The following is a 25,160-nucleotide window of genomic DNA, read 5'->3' as shown; positions in this document are numbered from 1 at the left end:
TGTCACCGTGAAAGGAAACGGGCGGGCCCTTGTGGGGTCCGCCCGTGTAGGTAAGGCGTTACTTGTTGCTGTCGATGACTTCCTTGGCGTCGTCGATGAGGGCCTGGGGCAGGGTGGTGCCCATGCGCTCGCCAGCAGCCGGGTTTACAAACAGATCCAGTTCTTCCATGGTTTCAACCGGCATGTCTGAGGTGCCTGCGCCTTCAAGTACCCGGGCAACCATGGCACCAGCCTGGCGGCCGTGGTTGTAGTAGTTGAAGCCCAGAGCGGCAACGGCGCCGCGCTCTACGGTTGCCGTATCTGCGGCGAATACCGGAATCTTGGCGCGTTCACCCACAGAAACTACGGCTTCTGCAGCGCTGACCACTGTGTTGTCGGTGGTCAGGTAGATGGCGTCTGCCTTGCCCACCAGCGAGCGGGCGGCGCCCAGCACTTCAGAGGTCTTGGTGGCTGCACCCTTCACCAGTTCCAGGCCGCGAGCCTGCAGGCGCTCTTCCAGCAGTTCAATCAGGGCTGCGGCATTGGCTTCGCCCGGGTTGTATACCGTGCCGATACGCTTGGCATCGGGCACCGCGCGCTGAAGCATGTCCAGGTGCTTTTCGATTGGCAGCATGTCGCTCACGCCAGTGATGTTGGCACCGGGGGCTTCCCAGCTTTTCACCAGCTTGGCAGCGACCGGGTCGGTTACCGCTGCAAAGACCACCGGAGTCTTACGGGCTGCAGCAGCAACCGTTTGTGCCGACGGCGTGGCAATCGCCACGATCACATCCGGGCTCTCACCCACAAATTTGCGGGCAATCTGTGACGCAATGGCGGAGTTGCCCTGTGCGCTTTCGTGCATCAGGCGAAGGTTTTCACCATCACGGTAGCCGCGTTCGGCCAGTTCATCCTTTACGCCCTGGTGGACAGCGTCCAGTGCGGGATGCTCTACAATCTGTGTAATGGCAACAACGCGGGGCTCGTCAGCCTGAACCAGGCTGGCCGCTGCCAGCAACGATGCGCCAATCAGGGTGCGCAGGGACTTCTTGGCCATGTATCCAACTCCGAGTCGGTTAATAGTGTTCCGGCAGGGCCGGAGGATCAAAATTCAAAGTTCGCAAGTCTAACACAGGCTTGCCTTATACGGGGTAGCCGCAATGCAGTTTTCGGCGGCTGATGTCATGAAAATGTGAAGTTTTTGATTATTCTGTCCTCGTCACGTTTTGATTGACTGGAATGTGTTGAAATACTCTACCAAAGTCTAATAATGCCCGAAGGCTGAACAGTAAAGCTCAAACTATAACGACAAAACAGGAAGGTCCATGGATACAACTAAAAAGCTACCGCTGGAGATGGTTTACCACTGGGAATCCAGCAGCCCGGATTCTCTGTACATGACGCAGCCGATTGGCCACGGCAAAGTGGTTGAGTACACCTGGGGGCGCGCCGTTAACGAAGCGCGCCGCATGGCTGCTTATCTGAAATCCCTGAATCTGCCTGAAAAAAGCCGCATCGGTCTTATTTCGAAAAACTGTGCCCACTGGATCATGACCGACTGGGCTATCTGGATGGCGGGGCATGTATCCGTGCCGCTGTATCCCACCCTGAATGCCGATACCGTGAATTACATCCTGAACCACGCCGAGTGCGATGTGCTGTTTGTAGGCAAGTTGGATGACTGGGACATGATGAAGCCGGGTGTGCCGGAGTCAGTGCGTTGTATTTCCTATCCGCTCAGCCCGTCCAACAATTTCGAGACCTGGGACGATATCGTTGCCAAGTATCCACCTCTGGAAGGCCGGGTCGAACGCGATCCCGACGAAATGGCCACTATTGTGTATACCTCCGGTAGCACCGGTCGGCCCAAGGGCGTAATGCTCAGCTTCAACAATATGGCCTTTGCGGCGGCGGGCGGTATCGAAACGCTTGGCGTTGGCCCCAGCGAGCGGATGTTGTCGTACCTGCCACTGGCACACGTGTTCGAGCGGACGTTTGTTGAACTGGGTTCTCTGTATTCCGGTTTCCAGCTGTATTTTGCCGAATCCCTCGATACCTTTGTTCAGGACTTGCAGCGGGCGCGGCCAACGCTGTTCCTGTCGGTGCCGCGGCTGTGGGTGAAGTTCCAGCATGGGGTGCTGCAAAAATTGCCAAAAGAGAAGCTGGAACGTTTGCTGAAGATTCCGGTCCTGAACAAGGTTATCAAGAAGAAGGTGCTCAAAGGCTTGGGTCTGGACAAAGTGAAACTGGCGGGCTCGGGTTCAGCGCCACTATCTAACGATGTGCTCGACTGGTATCGCAACCTGGGCCTTGAGTTGCTCGAAGGCTATGGCATGTCTGAGAACTTCGCCTACTCCCACATGAACAAGCCGGGGCGCACGCGCACCGGCTATGTGGGTGAGTCCCTGCCGGGTGTTGAGACGAAAATCAGCGAGCAGGGCGAGGTGCTGGTGAAGAGCCCGGCCAGCATGATGGGCTATTACAAAGACGACGAAAAATCCAGAGAGGCCTTTACCGAAGACGGCTTTCTGAAGACGGGCGATAAGGGCGAAATCGACGAGATGGGTCGGCTGAAACTGACAGGGCGCATCAAGGAAATCTTCAAGACCAGCAAAGGCAAATACATTGCGCCTGCACCCATCGAAAACAAGCTGATGTCGCATGCAGCCATCGAAATGGTATGCGTGTCGGGTGCAAACCAGACACAACCCCACGCTCTGGTAGTGTTGGGTGAGGAAATTCGCCCGAAAGCCGCAGACGAGGCTTTCCGAAAAGAGCTTGAGGAGAGCTTCAAGTCGCTGATCAAAGACATCAATAAGACGGTAGACCCCCACGAGCAACTGGCCTTCATTACCGTGGTAAGTGATGAGTGGTCTATTGAAAACAGCTTCCTGACTCCCACGCTGAAGCTCAAGCGCAATGTGGTTGAGGACGCCTACCAGGCCCGGGTGGACAGCTGGTATGCCAAAAAGCAGCCGGTGATCTGGCAATAGTCCTTTGACAGTGTTCGCAATGCAAAAAGACCCGGCCAGGATGCCGGGTCTTTTTTTGTGGTGTTTATGCCATGGCGCGGGAGTTGGAAATGGAGCGGTTCATCAGGATGATCGGGATAATCCCGGCAATGACGATGATCAGTGCGGGCAGGGCGCTGTGATAGAGCTGTTCGTCGGACGCGAACTGGTAAACATAGGTTGCCAGGGTGTCGAAGTTGAACGGGCGTAATATCAGTGTTGCCGGTAGTTCTTTCATGCAGTCCACGAACACCACCAATGCCGCGGTTAGCAGGGTGCCGCGCAGCATGGGCAAGTGTACGTTGATCAGCGTTTTGCCCGGGGTATGGCCCAGTGAGCGTGAGGCCATATCCATGCTGGGTGTAATTTTTTGCAAGGCGCTTTCCACGCTGCCTGCAGAGACCGCCAGAAAGCGCACTGTATAAGCGAAAATCATGGCAAAGGCAGTGCCGCTGAGCAATAGACCGGTACTGACATTGAAGTAGTCCCGCATCAGGCTGTCGAGCCAGTTGTCGAACCCGGCCAGTGGCACAATCACACCAACGGCCAGCACGGCCCCTGGCATGGCGTAGCCGAGGCTGGAGAGCCGCATTAGTACCTGCATTCCACGAGTATTGTGCAGCCTGCGGCTATACGCGAGGGTTACGCCGATCACCAGGGTGGTGAGTGCCGCCGCGCTGGACAAAAACAGGCTGTTGAACGTGTTACGAATGAAAACCGGGTTCCAGCTTTCGTCAAAGTAGTCCCAGGCGTAATAGCCCAGAGCGGCTGCGGGGACGATAAAGCCGAACACCAGGGGGAAGGCGCAAACGGCCACGCAGATCATCTGACGCGGGAAAGACATGGTGAATCGGCGGATGGGATCGCGGTTATCCCTGGCTGCATACTGTTGCTGCCTGCGGCGCGAGTAGCGCTCCAGGGTTACCAGGATGACCACGAACATGAGCATGGTGGTTGCGATCTGTGCGGCACCTCCCAGATTGCCCAGGTTCATCCAGGTGTCGAACAGGCCTCTGGTCAGGGTTTGCACAGCAAAGAAATCCACGGTGCCGAAATCGTTCAGGGTTTCCATCAGTACCAGTGACAGGCCAACGGCAATGGCTGGCCGGGCAATGGGCAGAACTACCTTGAAAAAAGTGCTGAGAGCGGAATGACCAAGGCTGCGGCTGACAGCAAACAAAGACGGGGACTGCTCGAGAAACGCGGCGCGAGCCAGCAGGTACACATAAGGATAGAGCACCAGGCCGATCATCAGGGTGGCGCCTTCGAGGCTGCGGATCTCCGGAAACCAGTACTCGGTGGCGTTTTTCCAGCCAAACCAGTCTCGCATGGCGACTTGCACAGGCCCTGCGTAGTCCAGCAGGCTGGTGTAAACATACGCAATTACGTAGGCAGGGATGGCGAAGGGGAGTAGTAAGCCCCATTCGAAAAACTTCCGCCCGGGAAATTCACACATGGTCACGGCCCAGGCAGTGGCCAAACCGATCACCAGAGTGAGTATGCCAACGCCGACCATTAATTGGATGGTAGTGATCAGGTAACGGGGCAGGGTGGTGTCAATCAGGTGCGGCCAGATGTTCTCCTCGGGAAAGAATGCCAGAAACAGCACCGAAAGAACCGGGAGTGCAACGATGGCTGTGGTGGCAATGGCGCTGATCAGCCAGCGTTTGGAGGTTCGCTTGGCCAGAAGTGGTTGTGTTAACCCTGGGTTGGCACTGGAAACGGCCTCGGTCATGCTGATCCTGTTTGCGTAGTAATGATGAGAAGTGTTGCGATTTTAGATAGTGCGTAGGTTCTCTGCAATGATTGGCGTCATCTTTGCGGTTTTAAACGAAAAAAGGGTGCCCGCGAAGGCACCCTTTTTCTGACGATGGCGTTTGGTTAGCCGTCGTAGTCAACACGGTCGACCAGCTTTACCGCTGCTTCGCGGTTATTGGCGATTTCCTGCAAAGACAGGTCATCCGGGTGGATGTCACCCCATTCGGCAACCAGACCAGACGGTTTTACGTCCGGGTTGGCCGGGTATTCGGTGTTGGCTTCCGCGTAGATGCGCTGGGCTTCTGGCGAGGACAGGAATTCCATCAGTTTAATGGCGTTGTCTTTGTTCGGAGCGCTCTTGGTCAGCGAAATACCGCTGATGTTCACGTGAGTACCGCGACCATCGGCGTTCGGGAAGACCAGGTTCACCTGCTCGGCAATCGGGCGCTGTTTGTCGTCTTTCAGCATGTTGCCGTAGTAGTAGCTGTTACCGATGGACAGGTCGCACACGCCTTCGGCGATGGCTTTGATCTGGTCACGGTCGCCGCCCTGGGGCTTGCGGGCCAGGTTGTCCTTCAGGCCTTCCAGCCACTTGGCCGTTTCTGCTTCGCCATGATGGGCAATCATCGAGGAGAAGAGGGCGATGTTGTAAGGGTGCTTGCCACTGCGCGTGCAGATGCGGCCTTCCCATTTGTCGTCTGCCAGTTGCTCGTAGCTGGTGATTTCACCTTCTTTTACCCGCTCTTTCGAGGCGAAAATCAGGCGGCCACGGGTGGTCAGGGCGTACCACTTGCCTTCCGGATGGCGAAGGTTTTCGGGGATATTCTTGTGCAGCGTGTCTGTATCTACGCTGGCAACCAGGTCTTTTTCGACCAGCTCGTTGATGCGGGAGATGTCTACGGTCATCACAACGTCTGCGGGGCTGTTGCGACCCTCGCGCTCCAGACGTTCGGCCAGGCCCTGCTTGGCAAACACAACGTTGGTGTCGATACCGGTTTCTTCGGTGAACGCGTTCAGTAGTGGCTCGAGTAGATAAGCCTGGCGATAGGAATAAATATTAACTTCGCCGTCGGCATTGGCGCTCAGAGGCAGGGCTGCAAGCGCCATCGCTGCGGTTGCGGCAAGTTTCATTCGCATGGTTCCGATCCTTCTAACTGAAGCTTTATGCAATGGTTACTCACAATCAGTATTGTGATCATCTAAAAACGACAACCATTCTCATTGCATTGAGTGGGCGTGTCAATATTCACTTCGAGATATTCCTGCAGAAAAAGTGCTATTCTCTACTGCTAAAATAACGCCAAAGATCAGCAGGATGTCCGTGCATGCCAGACAGCAATCGCAGAGAGCACATTCGCACCGCCATGAACGCCAGGGTCAAACTGGCTCACGATCAGCTTGGGGAATTTGTTTTTGATACCCGGGATATTTCAGATGGTGGAGTGTTTGTCGTTGTAGGTGAGCAGTCATTTGCGCCAGCAATCGGTGACAAGGTAAAGGTGCAGGTTCAGGGGTTGCCGATTCCGGCGCCAGTGCTGAGCATGATTGTGGTTCGCAAGGCGCCCGAAGGTTTCGGGCTGCAATTTGACCACGACTCGGATTAAAGCATCCCGTATATTGCTCTGCTCGGTGCTCAAGGTTGAGGATTCCGAAAATCGAGAGCGCCAGAGTGGCGATCAGTCTGCAGAAATTAGTGACGGCATAGGGATAATGGAGCCGAAGATCAGGGAAGGGTTAGCAGTTTCAATGATCAGATTCTTGTACACATCCGCACTGGTATCAGCCGTCGCGTTTTCGCTGTCTGGCTGTGCCAGCTACTATACCCATTACGCCATGTTTCCTGCGGAGAACTCCGCGGGGGAGCAACGCAAGGTTCGTTTACACTGGCAGAGCGCCGAGTACCCGGCCTGGTGGCCCGTGAGCAACAAGGCCACAACGATCAAGCTGGAAACCCAGTGCAGTGATCGGGTGTGGCGCATTTCTGACAGCACCCACGACAGCTTTGGCAACTGTGCCAGCGGACCTGCTGCATGCGGCGGCACCGGCCTGGATGTAGCTGCCGATAGCGGGCGTGAGGCCACGGAGCGTGATGCCTGCCTTGTTATTCCAGCCGCCGGTGCGGGCAATCGAGTGGCGGATCTCGGCGGCCAGTTTGATCTGCTGGTGTCGTGCCGCCCCGCCCGGGCGGAAATCAGCCAGGGCGGCGAGACCGTGAACATGGACTACCTGCGCGCTTCGCCTGTGGCTTATACCGTTTACGCCCGCAAGGTGCCCCGGGGTTCGCTTGCTGCCCGCCTTCCCGAATTCGAGCAGGCGCCCTGCAGGGATTGACTTGCGTTCTTGTGAGCCAGGTCTCATTGCTACATTTCGTTGCTTGTTGATGCTATTCGTTACCAAGTGTTGCTCTATGGTGACCTTTATCTACGCAAACGTAATGGTGTCTGGTGCTCAGCGTGGCAAACTGGCCATTATCAGATAACTGTTGTTGCCGAGGTGTATGGTGGGCGTTCGTCAGAAAAGGATTGCGGTGCATGATCTGGAAATCGGTATGTTTGTGTCCGATCTCGATCGCCCGTGGCACCAGACGCCATTCCCCATTCAGGGCTTCTATCTTCGTTCCGAGGACGACCTCAAGGCTGTCAGCTCCCACTGCCGATGGGTGATGATCGATGTTGCCGAAACCCGCGAAGCGCTGGATAACGAGCAGGGATCGGTGCGCCTGTTCCATCGCCGGGGTGCAGACCGGGGAGCGGGGCGCGAAGCGTTGCAACTGCCGCCTCTGAGCATCCGGGAGCCGGTATCTTATGAGGCCCGTACACCACTGAAAAAAGAGGTCAAAGCCTCCAGAAAACTGCTGATAGATGCAGAAGCGGCACTGGCACGGGTGTTCTCTGCGATTGAGGCTGGCCATGCGCCGGATCTTCGGCCTGCGGTGGATGTTACCCGCAAGATGGTCGACAGTGTCGCGCGCCAGCCACACGCACTGCTCTGGTTAAGTCGTACCCGCCAACACGATGACTTTGTGTATCGCCACGCGCTGAATACCGCTGTGTGGGCGCTGGTATGCGGGCGGCAGCTTGGGCTGAACGAGGGCTTGCTGAACCACCTGGGTATTGGTTGTTTGTTGTCCCAGGTCGGGAAAACCGCACTGCCCAGGGATTTGCTGTTGCGGGAGCATCAACTGTCGGCAGAGGAGTACGAGAGCTACCGAAGCTATGTTCAGCGCGGCTGCGATATGCTGGAACACGCAGGGTTGTCACGGGCCGTCATGAGCGTGGTGCAGAATCACCGCGAGCGCCATAACGGCTCCGGCTTTCCGCGGGCAATCAAGGGAGACCGGATTCCGCTGCTGGCGAAAATTGCAGGGCTGGCAGAATTTTTTGAATCCATGATTGCGCCCCGTGGCGAACAGCAGCCGATGACACCGGCCAGAGCAGTGACCCTGCTTTACGACATGCGCAACATTGAGTTTCAGGAAGATCTGGTCGAGGCGTTTATCCAGTCGGTGGGTGTGTATCCCACCGGCACCCTGGTGGCTTTGTCGGACGGCCGCCGGGGTATGGTGGTATCGCACGCAGTGGAGAAGCGCCTTTGGCCGAGCGTGATGGTGATGCAGGATGCAGCCTGCCAGCCTTTAAAGAGTGCCACTATCATTGATCTGGCGCGCCACAATGAATCCCGGGCACCTGCCGATCACCTGTTCATTGACCAGTGTCTTCCCCATGGTACTGAGGGCCTCGAAGCTTCCCGCTTCGACACAACCGGCGCCGAGTCGCGCTGGTCTGTGACCCGGCTGATCAGTCGATAAGCACTCGAATCTCTTTGCGAACCCACCGGTAGTTATCATCGGGCTGAAAATTGATCAGCAATTCGGATTCACCGCCTGCCTCACCGGTTACCACGTAATCGGCAGACGCGCTCTGCCAGTCGTGGGCGTGAATATAGACATCGTTCGGGCGGGTGCTTTGGGCCTCCATACGTGCCAGCGAGGGCTCGCCGCCCACTTTCCTTATTTGAACGCTCTGAATGGACGTATCAGTGGCAGGATGCTTGGCCTGCTCCGGCGACAAATAGTATTGCCGCGAGAGCGCACGAGTGATGGCGTCCAGTTCCTGCTTCAGATAGATGTCCGCGCGCTCGTTGTCGAATATGTCCAGGGTGCGTGCTCCCCCGAGAATTCGTTCCCTAAGAGCCAGCAAATCTTCCCGGTAGTCGATGTCCGGGTCAGGTTCGCCAGCAGTGGGGCGGGGCGGGGCTGATCCGATTTCTGCCAGCGTTGGTGGTTTTTGGCACAGCTCATCACCTTCCGGGAAAAAGCAGATTTGGGCCAGCAGGCGATTGGCGGCAGAGTCTTGTGCGGTGAACTCGGCAGTGGGCAGGCTGAAGTCAATGGTGTCGGGTAGCTGTGGGTCAGCAAGGGCTGCATCAAGTTGGCTGACAACGCGGCCGCGAATCTCGAGCCCCTGATTCTCTTCAAGCGCGTCGGACCAGGTGAGCGCCATCAAAAAACGGGTCAGGTTGGTGATGTCGTCGCGTTGCCGGAGTTCACTCTCTGTAACGGCATGGTTGCTGAGCTGGCGTTCATCAACCCCCGGTTTCTGAAGCTTTGCCCTGGGTTCTTCCATGAATTCCAGAAAGCTGATGTAGGGTCTTGCCGGTACGCCTTCGGCCACCACAAGGTTGCCCACCTGAAGTGTCAGGGTTTCGCCCGGGTAGTAGTGAAACTGCCCGTCCTGGTTGGTGGTTCCACTCTGGCTGCTGGTTTGATAGCGAATGCCACTCAAGCCGTTGAAATGTATCTGCCCTGTGAGCGTATCGTCTGGCCCGGAACTGTTGCCGCTGTCCAGACATCCGTTCAGTGTGAGTGTGGCAGAAAAGGCAAAAGCGAGGCGGGTGAGGTGAACGAGTTTCATGGTGTGTCGTACAATCCCTTCGCACGGAGCCGGAGCGCGTCGCACCTGGCGTCGTCTTTGTAAGTTGTTGTAACCGCATTATAGGGGCGATCCAGGCGGGTTATCGGGATATCTGTCGCAGTTTGATGGATGCGTACCGGCAGCGTTGCTTGTGCAGACACCTTGAAATTCTGCCTGGCGCCACAATCTTGATAGCTCTCTATCTTCTTCGGGCATCTTGCCTTGGTACCATACAACGGTTGGTTAAATGACCTACGCACTTGAAATTGAAGGGCTACTTAAAAATTATGGCGATGGCTTCCAGGCACTGAAAGGCATCGACCTTCGGGTGGCAGAGGGTGATTTTTTCGCCTTGTTGGGCCCGAACGGCGCAGGAAAATCGACAACGCTGGGCATTGTGTCTTCGCTGGTTAACAAAACCGCCGGAAAGGTGCGGGTGTTTGGTCATGACATGGACACGGATTTGTCACGGGCGAAGCTGTCCCTCGGCGTGGTGCCGCAGGAATTCAACTTCAACCAGTTTGAAAAAGCCTTCGATGTGGTGACCACACAGGCGGGTTACTACGGCATTCCGCTCCGGCAAGCCAAAGCGTCGGCTGAAAAGTATCTGAAAAAGCTGGGGCTTTGGGACAAGCGGGATACGCCAGCCCGCATGCTCTCCGGCGGTATGAAGCGCCGGCTTATGATTGCGAGGGCTCTGGTGCACGAGCCGAAACTGCTGATTCTGGACGAGCCGACAGCAGGCGTGGATATCGAACTGCGCCGATCCATGTGGCAGTTCCTGGAAGATATCAACCGTCAGGGCACCACCATTATTTTGACCACTCATTATCTGGAAGAAGCCGAAGCGCTTTGTCGCAACATCGCGATCATCGACCGGGGTGAGATTATTCGTAACACCAGCAAGCGCGATTTGTTGCAGCAGTTAAGTGTGGAAACGTTTTTGCTGGATACCGAAAATACACTTGCCGGGCCACCGGATCTTCCCGGCTTTGAGGTAAAGCTGGACGACGATGGCGCCCTGGAGGTTGAAGTGTCAAAAGGCACTAGCCTGAATGCGCTCTTTATAGAATTGGAAAAACAGGGTATCCGGGTGCTGAGCATGAGAACCAAGGCCAACCGGCTGGAGGAACTGTTTGTACGGATGGTTGAGGAAAATGCTAAGCAAGCACATAAAGTTGTGGAGGTAAGTTCATGACATTTAGTGCTTTATGGACAGCCTTCTATACCATTTTGACTCGCGAAATTCGTCGGTTTACCCGAATCTGGCCGCAAACACTGTTGCCGCCAGCCGTTACCATGACACTCTATTTCATTATTTTCGGGAGTTTGATCGGCTCGCGGATCGGTGAGATGGGCGGTTTCGACTATATGCAGTTCATTGTGCCCGGCCTGATTATGATGGCGGTAATTACCAATTCATACTCGAATGTCGTGTCGTCGTTTTTCTCAATGAAATTCCAGCGCAGTATTGAAGAATTGCTGGTATCACCGGTGCCAAACTGGGCGATTCTGGCGGGCTACGTGGCGGGAGGTATGGCCCGGGGCCTGAGTATCGGAGTGATCGTTACGTTGCTGTCTCTGGCGTTTACCCAGCTGAGTATTCATAACCTTGCCATGGTGGTTGTCACGGTGTTTCTTACCTCGGCACTGTTTTCTCTGGGCGGCTTCATCAATGCCATGCTGGCCACCAAGTTTGATGATATCTCCATTGTGCCCACGTTTGTGCTGACACCTCTTACCTATCTGGGTGGCGTCTTTTACAGCATTGATATGCTACCAGGCTTCTGGCAGGGCGTGTCTATGGCCAACCCGATTCTTTATATGGTTAACGGGTTCCGTTACGGCATCCTGGGTGTGTCAGACGTTAATCCGTTTGTGTCTCTTGGTATGATTGCGGTTTTCATTGTCTTGCTGGCAGCGGTTGCCCTGCACCTGCTGTCCCGTGGTAAAGGCATTCGGCATTGAACATTTTTCGGAAAAACTATGGCTCTTGATAACGCCCCGCTGGGCAAATCCAGTGAATACCCGGATCAGTATGATCCATCTTTGTTATTCCCCGTCTCGCGGGATCAAAACCGGCATCGTATTGGTTTGGACGATGGCCGCTGGCCGTGGTTTGGGGAAGACATGTGGCAGGCCTGGGAATTGTCCTGGCTGCGTGCAGGTGGGGTGCCAGCGGTAGCGTGGGCAGAAATCCGTTTCCCTGCTGCCTCACCAGCGATCATTGAAAGTAAATCCTTGAAGCTTTATTTGAACTCATTGAATCAGCTGGTTTTTTCGTCTCCGGATCAGGTGGCTGGAGTTATTGCCCGAGACCTGTCGAGCGCATGCGGTGCGACCGTGGATGTCCGGATGCTGAGTGTTGATGAGGCTGCGCCTGCGATCGGGCGGCCCGATGGTTTCGAGTTGATTGACGACGAGCCTTTGGATGACGTGATCTACAGCTATGCGCCGGGGTCTTTGGTGGCGGGGGAAGAGCAGGTATCTGAAAGCCTGTGTTCACATCTTCTGAAAAGCAATTGCCCGGTAACCGGGCAGCCCGACTGGGCCACCCTGTTTATTCGCTATACCGGCCCGAAAATCGACCGGGCCGGTCTGCTGAGGTACATCGTGAGTTTCCGCCAGGAACAGGATTTCCACGAGCATTGTGTCGAGACGGTGTTCACCGACATTATGGCCCGTTGCAGGCCGGAGTCTTTGATGGTGTGTGCCCGATACACCCGCCGGGGCGGTCTTGATATCAACCCCTGGCGCAGCACCAGTGCTGAAGATGGCCCCGGGCCCAGGCTGGTACGCCAGTAACGTTTCGCCTTAGCGCAGGTCTTCCTCGAGACGCAGCCGATCAGCTGCGTCTTCCAGTGCCAGCAGAATGGCTTTGCGTTCGCGCTCGCTGATCTTGTCGGAATCCAGGTACATGGCGAAGCCGGAGTGTTCGTGCTCCAGAAAGCTGCGGTTGGGGCCCATGTCCCGGCGGAAATCGACCACTTCATAAATCGGTACCGGTTTGGCAAAGCCCTTTACCGTAATTTCTCCTTTATCACGGCACATGATGCGGTCTTTGATCAGCGAAAAGGTTTCATAGGAAATTAGAATTTCGCCCGGCTCGGCCAGGGATTCCAGTCGGCTGGCCAGGTTTACTTCTTTGCCGATGATGGTGTAATCCATCCGGTTTTCCGCCCCGAAATTGCCCACAGTGGTGTAGCCGGTGCTGATGCCCATGCGGATTTCCAGCGGTGTCTTGATCCCCTGGCTGCGCCATTTCTGGCGCATGATCTTCATGTGTTTGCGCATATCGATGGCCATGGATACACAAGCGAACGCATCTTCCCTTTGACCACGGCTTGTGGGGTCACCAAAAAAAACCATGATTGAATCGCCCACGAACTTGTCGATGGTCCCGCCGTACTTCAATGCCACTTCGGACATTTCATTGAAGTAGTGGTTCAGCAGTTCGGTCAGGGCCTCTGGCTCCATTTCTTCAGACAGATCGGTAAAGCCGATGATGTCTGAGAAGAATACCGCAAGCTTTTTGCGCTGTGTTTCCAGCCGTACGTCCCGCTCACCGGTGAAAATAGACTGCCATACCTGGGGCGAAAGATATTTTGATAGCTTGTGCGACAGTGCGATGGATTGTTCCCGCTGGTTCTGGATCTGGGTTTTAGCCAGTAGCAGGGCGCGCGCCTGCTGATGCGAGTAAAAGGCGCTCACGCAAATGTAGGTGCCGGTTGCCAGCAACGAGACAATGGCGGTAATGGTAGGTACTTCCAGGCTGGAGGCCGTGCCAAACAGCGCAACCGTTGCGGCGAGCGTGGCCAGCATCAGTGTACTGCCGAGCAACCATTGCCTCACGCCGCCCACAATCAGGCAGCTGAACATCAGCATTACAGCAACAGAAACCGAAGGAATCGCTACCAGGCCAATCAACCCCATAAAGGTGCCGCCGATCAGGCAATCGAAGAACAGCATTTTCTGGCGAATCCGGGCAACACGATGCAGGAATGTCCGACGACTGATTACGTGGGCAATGTGGGGCCAAAGAAGGGCACAGGCCGCCGCCCAGAGCAGCCAGTCCTGAAACACGCCCTGCAATACCCCGGATGCGACGATTGCCGCCGTTGCCGTGTAGGCCAGTACCCGACCGTTGTAGTCCGGCATAGGGGGGATGCCGGTGGTGTGGTCGTATACCTGGCTGTTGCCGGAGTTAGTGTTAATGGTCGCGTTACGTACTTCCGCCGGTGCCCGCATCATTTCGTAACCGGATCCTTACCGATGAACAGGTGGTGAAAAAAACAGCCATCATTCAGGCGGGCTTAATGGAGCGACGCGCCACCGTGCATCGCGGCCAGCCAACCGCATAACGATTTGCCCGGGGTTGCCAAATACCGGCCTGTCGCTCATGGTGTAGGCCCAACCAATTGTATTTGCAGGTTTGCTCTACGACTAAAGGTTATCAGTATTAACCGAAACCCACAATTGGGTGGTGTGGCCCCTCCGGGGTGCGCTTTACTTCCGCTAATTGAGAACGAGAGGCTATGAGTTCAATTACCCGTTTTCTTCTTGATCGGTCATCAGAAACCCGTTTGGTGTCACCGGCACCTGCTGCATCAGATCTGGAATTGGCGTTCCAGGCCGCAGCCAGGGCTCCGGATCACGCTTTGCTGAGGCCCTGGCGTTACCTGGTTGTAGAGGGTGAGGGTCTGGATACACTGGGCGAACTGTTTGCTGCCTGCTGCTCATCCGATGTCAGCGACCAGGACAGGGAAAAGGCCCGGAATGCGCCCAGGCGTGCGCCTATGGTGATTGTTGGCGTTGCATCGCCGAAACATCACCCAAAAGTGCCTGAGATAGAGCAGGTTATGTCGGCGGCCAGCGGCATGATGTTGATGTCTCTTGCGCTGAACGACGCGGGGTTTGGTGCCATGTGGCGAACCGGCCCGATGGCCTATGAGCCGGTGGTTCAGGAAGCGCTGGGATTGTCGGAAGAAGAGATGGTGACAGGCTTTCTGTACACCGGAACCGTAGAGCGCGCCAAACCCGAGGTGCCGCGCCTGACAACGCCAGAATTCGTACAGCGCTGGGTTGCACCCGGACATGTTGAGCCCTTTGGCGATTGAAGGTGCCACCCTGGGGGTGGTTGGCGTGTGGGGAAACAGCTTGCCGCCTTCGCTGAACAGGCCCTGAAATTGCCGGTTAAATTCTGTTCTAATGCCTCCCAAGCCCGCACTGTAGCGGGCTTTTCTTTTTTTGGCACTTCCCTTGCTTTAAGTCTCTCAGAACGCAAAACCGGCAAGCAGGCTAAACACAGACTGCCGGTACAGAAATCTGGAGGCAGTCATGGCTATTTCGTTTGACAGTGCATTGGGTATTCACGAGCAGGCGCTGCAAACTCGTGTGAAACGGGCCGAAGTGTTGGCGAATAACCTCGCCAATGCTGATACCCCGGGCTACAAGGCCCGTGACCTGGATTTCCGGGCCATGCTGCAGAATGCCCAGGATTCAATGACCGGCCTGGGCATGGCGAAAACCCATGCTGGCCACATGGACACGTCAACTCCTGGTGCCGATGGCGAGTTGCTGTATCGCACACCCCATCAGCCATCGATTGATGGCAATACGGTAGACGCCCAGGCCGAGCAAAGCCGTTTCATGCGTAATGCCATGGATTACCAGGCAAGTTTCCAGTTTCTAAGCAGCAAATTTTCCGGACTGACCAAAGCGCTGAAGGGCGAATGAGCCGCGGTCCTTACCAGGTTGAAGGAGACAGTCATGTCACTGGGTAACATATTCGATATTGCCGGGTCCGGTATGACCGCGCAGTCATTGCGATTGAATACAACGGCCTCGAACATTGCTAACGCCGAGACCGCCAGTTCCAGCACCGAGACAACCTATCGTGCCCGCAAGCCGGTATTTGCAGCCATTCAGCAGGCCCTGCTGAATCCGGATCAGCAGGCGCTTGGTGTGCGGCCCGAGGAGGGGCCCGGGGCGGGAGTCCGGGTTGAGGGTATTGTGGAAAGCGATGCTGAGCTGCAGATGCGCTACGAGCCGAATCACCCCGCTGCCAACGAAGACGGGTATGTGTACTACCCGAACGTGAATGTGGTGGAAGAAATGGCCGATATGATGTCGTCCTCCCGCAGTTTCCAAATGAATGTGGATGTTATGAATACCGCGAAGTCCATGATGCAACGAATCCTGACGCTCGGTCAGCAGTAAGAGAACGGGGGAGTAAGCCATGAGTGCAGTGAATTCCGCAGCCGCCTCTGATGTCCTGAGCCAGTACCGGGCCCAGTCGGACGACCGCGCCGGCAAGAGCAATGAACTGGGTAAAGACGCCTTTATGGAGTTGATGCTCGCCCAGCTGAAGAACCAGAACCCGCTGGAGCCACAAGATAACGGCGACTTTATCGCCCAGTTGGCCCAGTTCAGTTCTCTTGAAGAAATGCAAAACCTGTCCGGGCGGGTAGACGACGTTGTGGGGCAGTTCCGCTCCAGCCAGGCCTTGCAGGCCTCTGCGATGGTGGGCAAGTCGGTGCTGGCGCCGTCTCAGGTGGGTATTCTGGGGGCGGAGGGTGAGGTGACGGGCACGATTCAGGTGCCCGCATCAACCGGTGGCCTTAGCCTGTCGGTAATGAATCAGAGTGGCGAGTTGGTGCGGCAGATCGACATGGGTAATAGCCAGGCCGGTGTGGTGTCGTTCCAGTGGGATGGTCAGGACGGCAACGGCAATAATTTGCCACCCGGGCCCTACACCATTGTTGCCAACGGTTCTTACCCCAGCGGGATGGAGCAGCTGCCAACCATGGTGAGCGCCAATGTTGATAGCGTATCGCTCGGTAAGAACGGCTCCATTACATTGAATTTGGCGGGTATGGGCTCCATTCCGCTGTCTGAAGTTCAACAGGTTAACTGATCCGGTGTCAGACCAGGAGGTATGAGTCATGGCGTTTAATACAGGTTTGAGTGGCCTTCGGGCGGCATCGGTCGATCTCGAAGTAACCGGCAACAACATTGCCAACGCAAGCACGGTAGGTTTCAAGAGCAGCCGGGTACAGTTTGGCGACTTGTACGCCAGTGGATTTCTGAGTGCCGGGACCAACCCGATCGGCGACGGGGTTCGGGTGCAGGATGTGGCCCAGTCGTTTGGCCAGGGCAATATCAGCTTTACCGATAACGGGCTGGATATGGCGATCAGCGGTGATGGCTTTTTTATCCTCAACAATGGCGGCGAAGTCCGCTACTCACGTGCCGGTCAGTTTACGATTGATAAGAACGGTTTTGTTATCAATAACCAGAACATGAAGGTGCAGGGTTACACCGCCGATGATGATGGTAACCTGTCGGGCATCCGGGGGGATCTGCAGGTTGAGACGGACAATCTGGCTCCGCGTCGGACAACCAACCTGAAGTCGGATCTTAACCTGGATTCAAGAGAGTCTGTACTGGAAGCAAGGGTGAATCGTTTCGCGCCGATTTCTGCAACAGACATCATCACCAATACCGGCGACAGCTTTGTTGTGCAGTATGCGGACGGCCGCCCGAAATTGCAGGTTGATATTCCGGATCAGATCACCAAAGACGGTGTTTCCAGGCCGATTACTGCGCGGGAAATAGCGGGGCAACTTAATGATATACCCGGTATTTCCGCATCGGCGACAACCTCGTTCAGGTTTGAGGGCGATGGTGGTGGCCTCAGTGGTTTGGAAACGGACCTGCTGGCACCGGATTTCAGTTTTTCGGTTGCCATCGACGGGCAGAATATCCCTATATCCACATCGGGTGTAACCACCAAGGAAGGCCTGGTAAGCGCGATCAACTCATCGAGTGCAAGCTCGCTCTCGGCCTCTTTAGTCGGCGCGGTGGACGCCAGTGGCAACCCCATACTCGATGGTACGGGTGAGCAGGTGCAGGATATCAGGATAATTGATAACCGGGGCTCTGATCTGACGGTGGAGTATGGTTCAGGTGGCTCGACCACGCCTTATGACAAGGTAGGTGAGGCCAGTGTTTCTACGGATCGAACCGTACAGGACATTCTAACGACAGACCCCACTGACCCCTCTGTTACCAGCCTTATAGCGGATGGGTATGCCGCCGGTGAACTGGCGATTACCAATGCTTTTAATCCGCTCGATCAGCGTACTTACAACCATGCAACCTCGACCACTATTTTCGATAGCCTGGGCAACCCCCACGAACTTACCCAGTTTTTCGTGAAAAACCCCGCCCCGGGTAATGGTGTTGGCGTTAGTGAGTGGTCTATCTACCTGCAGATTGACGGAGAGCTAGTGGGTGGCACGGCGAGTTCGCCCTACACCGCGCGGTTCACTGAAGATGGCACGCTGCAGTCGATAAACGGGGATGCAAACGGCGAGATACTCATTACTGACTGGACGCCAAAAGACCCTGCAGGCGAGCCTAATGGTGCTGATGGCCCACCGGCAGACCCGCAATCTGTTGTCAGCCCGATTCCGGAGCCGCCGACCAGTTCCGCATTTGTGCTGACGCTCTCGGATACTACCCAGTACGGGGCGTCGTTCGGGGTGAATGACCAGCGGCAGAATGGTTATACCACGGGTCGATTGTCCGGGCTGGACGTGTCGGGCGAGGGGGTAATCTTTGCCCGTTATACCAATGGCCAGTCCAAGTCACTGGGGCAGGTCGCCCTGGCTGCCTTTAACAATACCGGCGGGCTCTCGCCGGTAGGTGACACTACCTGGGTGGAAACGTTCGAGTCTGGCCAACCGGTGATCGGTTCTCCGGCGACGGGCACCTTGGGTTCTATCGAGGCCAGTTCGGTCGAGGAATCCAATGTCGACTTGTCGGCGGAACTGGTAAATCTGATTATTGCCCAACGCAACTATCAGGCAAACGCCAAAACCATTGAAACCTCCGATGCAGTTACCCAGACCATCATCAACCTTCGTTAATCCGCTATAGTGAACATGGCATGACTTCTGCAGGAAGACTGACAACAGTCAAAATTCCGGCAGGAGTTTGCCCATGGATAAAGCCCTCTATATTGGAATGTCTGGTGCAAAGCAGAACATGCTAGGCCAGCGTGCCCATGCCAATAACCTGGCAAACGTAAACACCACCGGTTTCAAAAAAGATTTTGCTCAGGCCCGCAGCATGCCTGTGTTCGGCGAGCATCATCCTACTCGCGCCTACGCCATGACCGAGCGCCCGGGCACGGATCTGTCTGCCGGAGCTCTGATGGATACCGGCCGCAAGCTGGATGTCGCCGTGGATGGCAACGGCTGGCTGGCGGTTCAAAACAATCTTGGCGAGGAAGTATTCACCCGCAGCGGTAGCCTTCAGGTGGATGTGAACGGCCTGGTGCGCCTGGCCAGTGGCGAACTGGTGCTTGGCAACGGTGGGCCGGTTGCGCTTCCGCCGTTCGACAACCTTCAAGTGGGTGTCGACGGCACTCTGTCGATTGTTCCGATTGGCGGGCCGCCCGATCAGTTGGTGGAGGTAGATCGGCTGAAACTGGTTAACCCGCCGCAAGAGGCCCTGGAGAAGGGCTTGGATGGGTTTATCCGGCGCAAACCTGATCAGGCGCTTGACGGGCCTGAGCCGCCGGATGCGGCTATGCGAGTGGCTACCGGTTTTCTCGAAAGCTCGAACGTAAATGCGGTGGAAGAGATGATTGCGAATCTGCAGTTGTCGCGACAGTACGAGATGCAGGTAAAGGTGATGTCGACCGCCAATGAGAACTCCCAGGCGACGGCACGGCTGTTGCAGAACCTCTGACAGTAATGATTAAACGCCGTTGTTCGGCGTTGGGCGGCAAAAACTCGCCGCATTGCCGAACAGTAGCTAAGGAGCGATGTTATGCATCCAGCACTATGGGTAAGTAAAACCGGGTTAAGCGCTCAGGACACCAACATGTCCACGATTTCTAATAACCTGGCCAACGTGAATACCACCGGTTTCAAGCGCGACCGTGCTGTGTTTCAGGACTTGCTTTACCAGATCAATCGGCAGCCGGGCGGGCAGAGCACGGAAAATACCCAGCTGCCTTCAGGGCTTCAGCTTGGAACTGGTGTGCGGATTGTGGGCACTGCCAAGCAGTTCAGCCAGGGTAACCTGCAGATTACCGAGCAGCCGCTGGATATGGCCGTCAACGGCCGCGGGTTCTTCCAGGTGGCATTGCCGGATGGCCAGGTTGCCTATACCCGTGACGGCCAGTTCCAGCTGAACGCCGACGGGGATGTTGTTACACCGGATGGCTTCGCGCTGCAGCCAAATATCAACGTACCCGAAAATGCCACCAATGTGAGTATCGGTAAGGACGGCACGGTTACCGCGATTACCGACGATCAGGCGGCGCCTATTAACCTGGGCCAGATCACCCTGGTGGACTTTATTAACCCGCAGGGGCTGCAGGCTATTGGCAATAACCTGTTCAAGCAAACCAACGCCAGTGGCGATCCAGCTGAGGGTGAGCCCGGGCTGGCTGGCCTGGGCTCGATTGAGCAGGGCAGTGTTGAGTCCTCAAACGTGGAAGTGGTGGAAGAGCTGGTCAATATGATCACCACCCAGAGGGCCTATGAAATGAACTCCAAGGTGGTTTCGACCACCGATCAGATGCTGCAGTTTATCACTAACAACATTGGTTAATGCCATGACACGCATTCAACGCAGATATGACATTGAACGGGCGGCCACTCTGGCAATCCTGGCTGTGCTGATTCTGCTGCAGGGATGCACGGCCATGAATCGGCCCCGGGCGATTCCGGATGATCCGGCCTATGCACCTGTGCGAGCCCAGGCCATGATTCAGCGGGATCCGGATTCCGGTGCCATTTTTCAGGTTTCCCGCAATTACAACCTTTTCGGCGATACCAAAGCACTGAACGTAGGCGATGTGCTTACCGTGCAATTGCAGGAAAGCACCCGCGCCAGTAAGAACGCTGAAACCTCCATTACCAAAGATCAGGAGTTGAGCATTCCGGAGCCCAACATCTTTGGCAAGAACAACATTGGCCTGAGTGCCTCTGCCAATTTCGAGCGGGACTTCAAAGGCTCCGCTGAAGCAGACCAGAGCAACAGCCTGGCTGGCAGCATTACCGTGACCGTCACCGAGGTGCTTCCTAACGGTGTGCTAAGAGTTCGCGGCGAAAAATGGCTGTCCCTGACCAATGGCGATGAATACATCCGCATGACAGGGCTGGTTCGACCTCAGGATATCCAGCCGGACAATACCGTGGCATCTAACCGTGTAGCGGATGCCCGGTTCGCCTACGGTGGCACCGGTGATTTTGATCAGGCCAATCAGATGGGCTGGCTTGCGCGCTTCTTTAACAGCGAATGGTGGCCGTTATGATCCGCAGATGGCTTGCAGTGATTGCTTTGACGGCTCTGTGCGCAGCGCCCGCGATGGCGGACCGTCTGAAAGACATGGCCAAGGTGAAGGGTGTACGGAGCAACCAGTTGATCGGCTATGGTCTGGTGGTTGGCCTGGACGGCACCGGTGATAAAGCGCCATTCACTAACCAGACCTTCCGAAACATGATGAATCAGTTCGGCATTATTTTGCCGGATGGTGTTAACCCGAACCTGGCCAATGTGGCTGCCGTTACCGTGAGTGCCACCTTGCCTGCGTTTGCCAAGGCAGGCCAGGAGATGGACATTACTGTGTCGTCGATCGGTAACGCCGATAGCCTGCGCGGCGGCACCCTGTTAATGACACCGTTGAAAGGTGCAGATGGTCAGGTGTATGCCATGGCCCAGGGCAGCCTGGTAGTGGGTGGGTTTGGTGCAGGTGGCCAGGACGGCTCACGTATCACCGTGAACGTTCCCAGTGTCGGCCGAATCCCCAATGGTGCAACCATCGAGCGAGAGGTGGAGTCGCCTTTCTCGCGGGGTGACACCATCACTTTCAATCTGCTGCGATCCGATTTCACCACAGCACGACGGGTTGTTGAGGCAATCAACGGCATGCTTGGCCCGGATATGGCCTATGCCCACGACGCCACATCAATCTCGGTGCGCGCCCCGCGGGATCCGTCGCAACGTGTCAGCTTTCTGTCGATTCTGGAAAACATCGAAGTTGATCCGGCGGAAGAAGCCGCACGGGTGGTTATCAACAGCCGCACAGGAACGATTGTGGTGGGCCAGAACGTGAAGGTAAGCCCCGCGGCCATCACTCACGGTAATCTGACCGTGACAATCCAGGAGAACCCGGAAGTGGTTCAACCCAACCCGTTGGCACAAGGGCAGACCGCGGTACAGCCAAATACTCAGATAGCCGTTACTGAAGATCCGGCCAGGATGTTCCAGTTTGGCCCCGCCACTACGCTTAATGAGATTGTCCAGGCGGTCAACCAGGTTGGTGCGGCACCGGGTGATGTTATGGCCGTGTTGGAAGCTCTTAAACAGGCAGGTGCGTTGCGCGCCGAGCTGATTGTTATTTAGGTGGTGCCATGCAGGATCCACGCGTGCAGCATGCTCAGGTATATACCGATTTCAGTGGCTTGAACGCCCTGAAAACCCAGGCTCGGTCAGATAAACAGGCCGCTCTGGAGCAGGTGGCAAAGCAGTTTGAAAGCCTCTTCCTGTCTGAAATGCTGAAATCCATGCGCAAGGCCGGTGAGGTATTTGCTGAAGGCAACTACCTCAACAGCAATGAAAGCGAGATGTACCGGGATATGTTCGATAGTCAGATCAGTCTCAGTATGGCGGGCGGAACCGGTACCGGCCTGGCCCAGGCTCTGGTTCGGCAACTGAGCCGGCAGGTTCCGGGAATGGATTCAGAGGGTGCGCGCAGCGCCAGCCACAGGGCAACCGTTGCTGATTATGATCGCACGCTTCCGGCGATATCCCGTGAACTGCCAGAACATATGAATCAGGTTGCCAGTCTTGCTGGCAGCGTGCCGGAGGCCGGTTCTGACAAGGCACCTTCTCACAAGGTACTTGGGGGCGCGCAGAGTCTGCCGGAGACATTCGACTCGCCGGAGCATTTTGTTCGTGAATTGATGCCGTTTGCCAAAAGGATTGCGGACGAGTCGGGTATTGATCCGGGGCTGATGATTGCCCAGGCGGCGCTGGAAACGGGTTGGGGGCGCCACATGATTACCGGGGATGCGCAGCAGCCGAGTTTCAATCTGTTCGGTATCAAAGCCGATAGCCGCTGGGCGGGTGAGGCGGTCACTATTACCACTACTGAATTTCGCGATGGCGTGGCTATGAAGGAGCAGGCTGCATTCAGGGCTTACCCGGACTATGAAGCCAGCTTCCGTGACTACGTGGCGTTTCTTGAGGCCAATCCCCGTTACAAAGATGTTCTGGCATCGGCGCATCAGCCAGATGTGTTTGCCGATAAATTGCAGCAGGCGGGTTATGCCACAGACCCCGAATACGGCAGCAAGATTCGGCGGATCATGAACCGGGATTCCCTGATGACGCTGTCTATGCACGGCAAAGAGACAAAGGAGTAACAGGTCATGGCTGGATTGATCGGCATTGGTCTGAGCGGCGTGCTGGGCCATCAGGCGGCTTTGAATACCACGGCAAACAACATTACCAATGCGAATACTCCGGGCTACAGCCGCCAGGAAGTTGAGTTCGAAACCCAGACCGGCCGCCGAACAGGCGCTGGCACCATTGGCAGTGGTGTGTCGATTGCCAATATCCGCAGGCTGGCAGACGCCTACCTCAACCAACAGTTGCGCGAAGACAGTACGCTATACGGTGAGCAGAACGCCTACAACGCGGAGTTGACGCGTCTTGATAACCTGTTGGGTGGTGAAGACACCGGCCTGAACAAGGCGCTGAATAATTTTTTCTCGGCGATGCAGAATGCCGCCGAAGACCCAACCTCCTTGCCCCAACGCCAACTGGTGCTGAGTGAAGCGCAACAGCTGATTAACCGGTTTCAGGGGTTGAATCAGGAGTTTATCCAGCAGCGTGAATCGGTAAAAACCCAGTTACAACAAGGGACGAAAGACGCCAATACGCTGCTTAAGAGCATTGCTGAACTGAATCTGGCCATTTCCGAATCTCCAGGCCTGGCGCAAGGCAAAATGCCCCTGGAACTGATGGATCAGCGGGATGAAAAGCTCCGCGAGCTGTCCGGCCTGATCAGCATCCGTGTAACTGAGCTTGAGGGCAGTCAGGTAAATGTGGCCCTTGCCAATGGTCTTTCCCTAGTTACCGGAACGAACGCCGCACAACTTGGAACCCGCGCCAGTGCCGAAGACCCCACCCGGCTTGAGTTTATTTTGAGCACCGGTGGCAGAACACTGCAGATTGATGAGCAGATTCAGGGGGGAAAACTCGGAGGGTTGCGGGCATTTGATGAAACGGGGCTGAAGCCTGCCTTTGACGAGCTGGGTCGGCTGGCCATTGCAATTTCCGCGTCGATAAACCATCAGCATGAGATTGGACTGGATCTGGAAGGGGAGTTAGGGAGCAACTTCTTTACCGATGTAAACGCGCTGGAGCTGCAGCGCAGCCGGGTCGTTCCCAATGCCAATAACGCAGAACCTCAGAATGGCCGTTTGGCGGTCGAGATTACCGACAGTAGCAAGCTGCCCGCCGGAACCTGGTCACTCCAGTTCAGTGGCGACGGTCGTAATTTTGAGCTGATTGATACCGCAACCGGAGAAACGGTCAATCAGGGGCGGTTGCCGGATCCGGTGCAATCTGAGATCACAATGCCCGGGTTCAACATCCGGATTGAAGGCGGTGAGTTCAACGCCGGAGACAAGTATCTGATCCAGCCCAGCAGAAATGCCGCGCAGAATATCAAGCTGAATGTCCGGCGTGAGGAAGACCTGGCGTTTGGGAGTCCGATACGTGCGGAGTCCGGCGCGGACAATCTGGGCACCGGGCAGATTAGTCAGGGGAAGATGCTCAACGTAAGAAATCCGAATACCAATGCATTGTTGCCGGGGTTTGTGAACGACGGAGAGTTGGCAAATGGCCCGATAGAGATCAGCTTTGACAACGATGGCACCACGGTAACCTACACAATCACCGGCAGAGACAGCGCGGGTAACCCGGTTCCAATTGGCCCGGCAAACCAGCCCTACGACCCTGATAAAGTCAATGTTCTCTTCTCAGACTCACCGCTTGCCGGTGATCTCTATCAGGGCTATCAGTTCGAGATGACAGGAGAGCCTGCTGACGGCGACGTGTTTACTATTGATTTCAATAGCAATGGCGTTTCAGACAACCGTAACGCCGAGCTGCTGGCGGCGCTCGGTACCAAAAACACTCTGAATGGCGGCTCGCAGAACTTCACGGAAGGCTACGCCGGGCTGGTTGAGGATATCGGTGTAAAGACTCGCCAAAGCCAGCTTGACAAGGATGCCAGTGCAACGCTGCTGGAGCAGTCTACAAACCAGAGGGAGTCGGTATCTGGCGTTAACCTGGATGAAGAGGCGGGCCGGTTGATTCAATACCAGGCGGCGTACAATGCGTCTGCCCAGGTGATGTCGGTGGCGCAGGATCTGTTCAATACACTCTTGCAGAGTTTTCGCTAAGGCGA

At 55.9% G+C, this 25,160-nt stretch carries 23 protein-coding genes; 18 read left to right on the top strand and 5 right to left on the bottom strand.

The window, feature by feature from the left end; translation table 11 throughout:
- Positions 1–58 precede the first annotated feature (58 nt).
- Positions 59–1,033, bottom strand: a complete 975-nt coding sequence (locus C7H09_RS14035; protein ID WP_106763715.1) for an ABC transporter substrate-binding protein — start codon at positions 1,031–1,033, stop codon at positions 59–61.
- Between the two features lie 268 nt (positions 1,034–1,301).
- Between C7H09_RS14035 and C7H09_RS14030 the strand changes: the two genes are divergently transcribed.
- Positions 1,302–2,969, top strand: a complete 1,668-nt coding sequence (locus C7H09_RS14030) for an AMP-binding protein (RefSeq protein WP_106763713.1) — start codon at positions 1,302–1,304, stop codon at positions 2,967–2,969.
- A 64-nt stretch (positions 2,970–3,033) separates the two neighbouring features.
- On the opposite strand, the gene C7H09_RS14025 is transcribed toward C7H09_RS14030, so the two are convergent.
- Both C7H09_RS14025 and C7H09_RS14020 read right to left on the bottom strand, forming a co-directional pair.
- Entirely contained in the window at positions 3,034–4,722 is a 1,689-nt protein-coding gene (locus C7H09_RS14025; RefSeq protein ID WP_106763711.1) for an ABC transporter permease, read from the bottom strand.
- Between the two features lie 146 nt (positions 4,723–4,868).
- Positions 4,869–5,882, bottom strand: coding sequence for a Fe(3+) ABC transporter substrate-binding protein (locus C7H09_RS14020; RefSeq protein ID WP_106763709.1), 1,014 nt, complete (start codon positions 5,880–5,882; stop codon positions 4,869–4,871).
- A gap of 188 nt (positions 5,883–6,070) precedes the next feature.
- Here C7H09_RS14020 and C7H09_RS14015 point away from each other — a divergent pair, with 188 nt between their 5' ends.
- The 3 genes from C7H09_RS14015 to C7H09_RS14005 all read left to right on the top strand — a co-directional run bounded on the left by C7H09_RS14015 (position 6,071) and on the right by C7H09_RS14005 (position 8,553).
- A complete protein-coding gene (locus C7H09_RS14015) occupies positions 6,071–6,349 on the top strand; it encodes a PilZ domain-containing protein (protein ID WP_106763706.1) in 279 nt (92 codons plus the stop codon).
- Positions 6,350–6,491: 142 nt separating this feature from the next.
- A complete protein-coding gene (locus C7H09_RS14010) occupies positions 6,492–7,076 on the top strand; it encodes a hypothetical protein (RefSeq protein ID WP_106763703.1) in 585 nt (194 codons plus the stop codon).
- A 166-nt stretch (positions 7,077–7,242) separates the two neighbouring features.
- Positions 7,243–8,553: an HD-GYP domain-containing protein gene (locus tag C7H09_RS14005; RefSeq protein ID WP_276309324.1), complete on the top strand. Its 1,311-nt coding sequence runs from the start codon at positions 7,243–7,245 to the stop codon at positions 8,551–8,553.
- Here C7H09_RS14005 and C7H09_RS14000 read toward each other — a convergent pair.
- Positions 8,543–9,658, bottom strand: coding sequence for an organic solvent ABC transporter permease (locus C7H09_RS14000; protein ID WP_106763701.1), 1,116 nt, complete (start codon positions 9,656–9,658; stop codon positions 8,543–8,545). The genes C7H09_RS14005 and C7H09_RS14000 overlap by 11 nt on opposite strands.
- A 247-nt stretch (positions 9,659–9,905) precedes the next feature.
- Between C7H09_RS14000 and C7H09_RS13995 the strand changes: the two genes are divergently transcribed.
- From C7H09_RS13995 to queF, 3 genes are read left to right on the top strand one after another with little or no spacing between them, the layout of a single operon-like run.
- Positions 9,906–10,856, top strand: a complete 951-nt coding sequence (locus C7H09_RS13995; protein WP_106763698.1) for an ABC transporter ATP-binding protein — start codon at positions 9,906–9,908, stop codon at positions 10,854–10,856.
- The gene (locus tag C7H09_RS13990; RefSeq protein WP_106763695.1) at positions 10,853–11,626 is read left to right on the top strand and encodes an ABC transporter permease; all 774 of its coding nucleotides are present in this window, start codon (positions 10,853–10,855) and stop codon (positions 11,624–11,626) included. The genes C7H09_RS13995 and C7H09_RS13990 overlap by 4 nt, the downstream gene beginning before the upstream one ends.
- Before the next feature lie 18 nt (positions 11,627–11,644).
- Positions 11,645–12,463 (top strand): NADPH-dependent 7-cyano-7-deazaguanine reductase QueF, encoded by an 819-nt coding sequence (gene queF / locus C7H09_RS13985; protein ID WP_106763693.1) that lies wholly within the window; start codon positions 11,645–11,647, stop codon positions 12,461–12,463.
- Positions 12,464–12,472: 9 nt separating this feature from the next.
- Here the strand turns inward: queF and C7H09_RS13980 are convergent, their stop codons facing one another.
- Positions 12,473–13,909, bottom strand: coding sequence for an adenylate/guanylate cyclase domain-containing protein (locus tag C7H09_RS13980; protein WP_106763690.1), 1,437 nt, complete (start codon positions 13,907–13,909; stop codon positions 12,473–12,475).
- A gap of 284 nt (positions 13,910–14,193) precedes the next feature.
- Here C7H09_RS13980 and C7H09_RS13975 point away from each other — a divergent pair, with 284 nt between their 5' ends.
- The 11 genes from C7H09_RS13975 to flgK all read left to right on the top strand — a co-directional run bounded on the left by C7H09_RS13975 (position 14,194) and on the right by flgK (position 25,155).
- The gene (locus C7H09_RS13975) at positions 14,194–14,775 is read left to right on the top strand and encodes a nitroreductase family protein (RefSeq protein WP_106763688.1); all 582 of its coding nucleotides are present in this window, start codon (positions 14,194–14,196) and stop codon (positions 14,773–14,775) included.
- A 220-nt stretch (positions 14,776–14,995) separates the two neighbouring features.
- Complete coding sequence (gene flgB, locus C7H09_RS13970) at positions 14,996–15,394, top strand: flagellar basal body rod protein FlgB (protein WP_106763685.1); 399 nt, start codon at positions 14,996–14,998, stop codon at positions 15,392–15,394.
- Between the two features lie 33 nt (positions 15,395–15,427).
- Positions 15,428–15,877: a flagellar basal body rod protein FlgC gene (gene flgC, locus C7H09_RS13965; RefSeq protein ID WP_106763682.1), complete on the top strand. Its 450-nt coding sequence runs from the start codon at positions 15,428–15,430 to the stop codon at positions 15,875–15,877.
- A gap of 19 nt (positions 15,878–15,896) precedes the next feature.
- Entirely contained in the window at positions 15,897–16,574 is a 678-nt protein-coding gene (locus C7H09_RS13960) for a flagellar hook assembly protein FlgD (RefSeq protein ID WP_106763680.1), read from the top strand.
- Between the two features lie 28 nt (positions 16,575–16,602).
- On the top strand, positions 16,603–18,591 hold the full coding sequence (locus C7H09_RS13955; RefSeq protein ID WP_106763678.1) for a flagellar hook protein FlgE: 1,989 nt from the start codon (positions 16,603–16,605) through the stop codon (positions 18,589–18,591).
- Between the two features lie 73 nt (positions 18,592–18,664).
- Entirely contained in the window at positions 18,665–19,417 is a 753-nt protein-coding gene (locus C7H09_RS13950) for a flagellar basal body rod protein FlgF (RefSeq protein WP_106763675.1), read from the top strand.
- An 81-nt stretch (positions 19,418–19,498) separates the two neighbouring features.
- The gene (gene flgG / locus C7H09_RS13945; protein WP_106763673.1) at positions 19,499–20,287 is read left to right on the top strand and encodes a flagellar basal-body rod protein FlgG; all 789 of its coding nucleotides are present in this window, start codon (positions 19,499–19,501) and stop codon (positions 20,285–20,287) included.
- A gap of 4 nt (positions 20,288–20,291) precedes the next feature.
- On the top strand, positions 20,292–20,993 hold the full coding sequence (flgH, locus tag C7H09_RS13940) for a flagellar basal body L-ring protein FlgH (RefSeq protein ID WP_106763671.1): 702 nt from the start codon (positions 20,292–20,294) through the stop codon (positions 20,991–20,993).
- Positions 20,990–22,084, top strand: a complete 1,095-nt coding sequence (locus C7H09_RS13935; protein WP_106763668.1) for a flagellar basal body P-ring protein FlgI — start codon at positions 20,990–20,992, stop codon at positions 22,082–22,084. The genes flgH and C7H09_RS13935 overlap by 4 nt, the downstream gene beginning before the upstream one ends.
- Before the next feature lie 8 nt (positions 22,085–22,092).
- The gene (gene flgJ / locus C7H09_RS13930) at positions 22,093–23,106 is read left to right on the top strand and encodes a flagellar assembly peptidoglycan hydrolase FlgJ (RefSeq protein ID WP_106763664.1); all 1,014 of its coding nucleotides are present in this window, start codon (positions 22,093–22,095) and stop codon (positions 23,104–23,106) included.
- A gap of 6 nt (positions 23,107–23,112) precedes the next feature.
- A complete protein-coding gene (flgK, locus tag C7H09_RS13925; RefSeq protein WP_106763661.1) occupies positions 23,113–25,155 on the top strand; it encodes a flagellar hook-associated protein FlgK in 2,043 nt (680 codons plus the stop codon).
- Positions 25,156–25,160 lie beyond the last annotated feature (5 nt).

The sequence above is a fragment of the Marinobacter fuscus genome (genome assembly GCF_003007675.1).
Taxonomy (GTDB): domain Bacteria; phylum Pseudomonadota; class Gammaproteobacteria; order Pseudomonadales; family Oleiphilaceae; genus Marinobacter; species Marinobacter fuscus.
The sequence above is the reverse complement of the archived record's forward strand: the minus strand, read 5'-3'. Positions and strand labels throughout refer to the sequence as shown.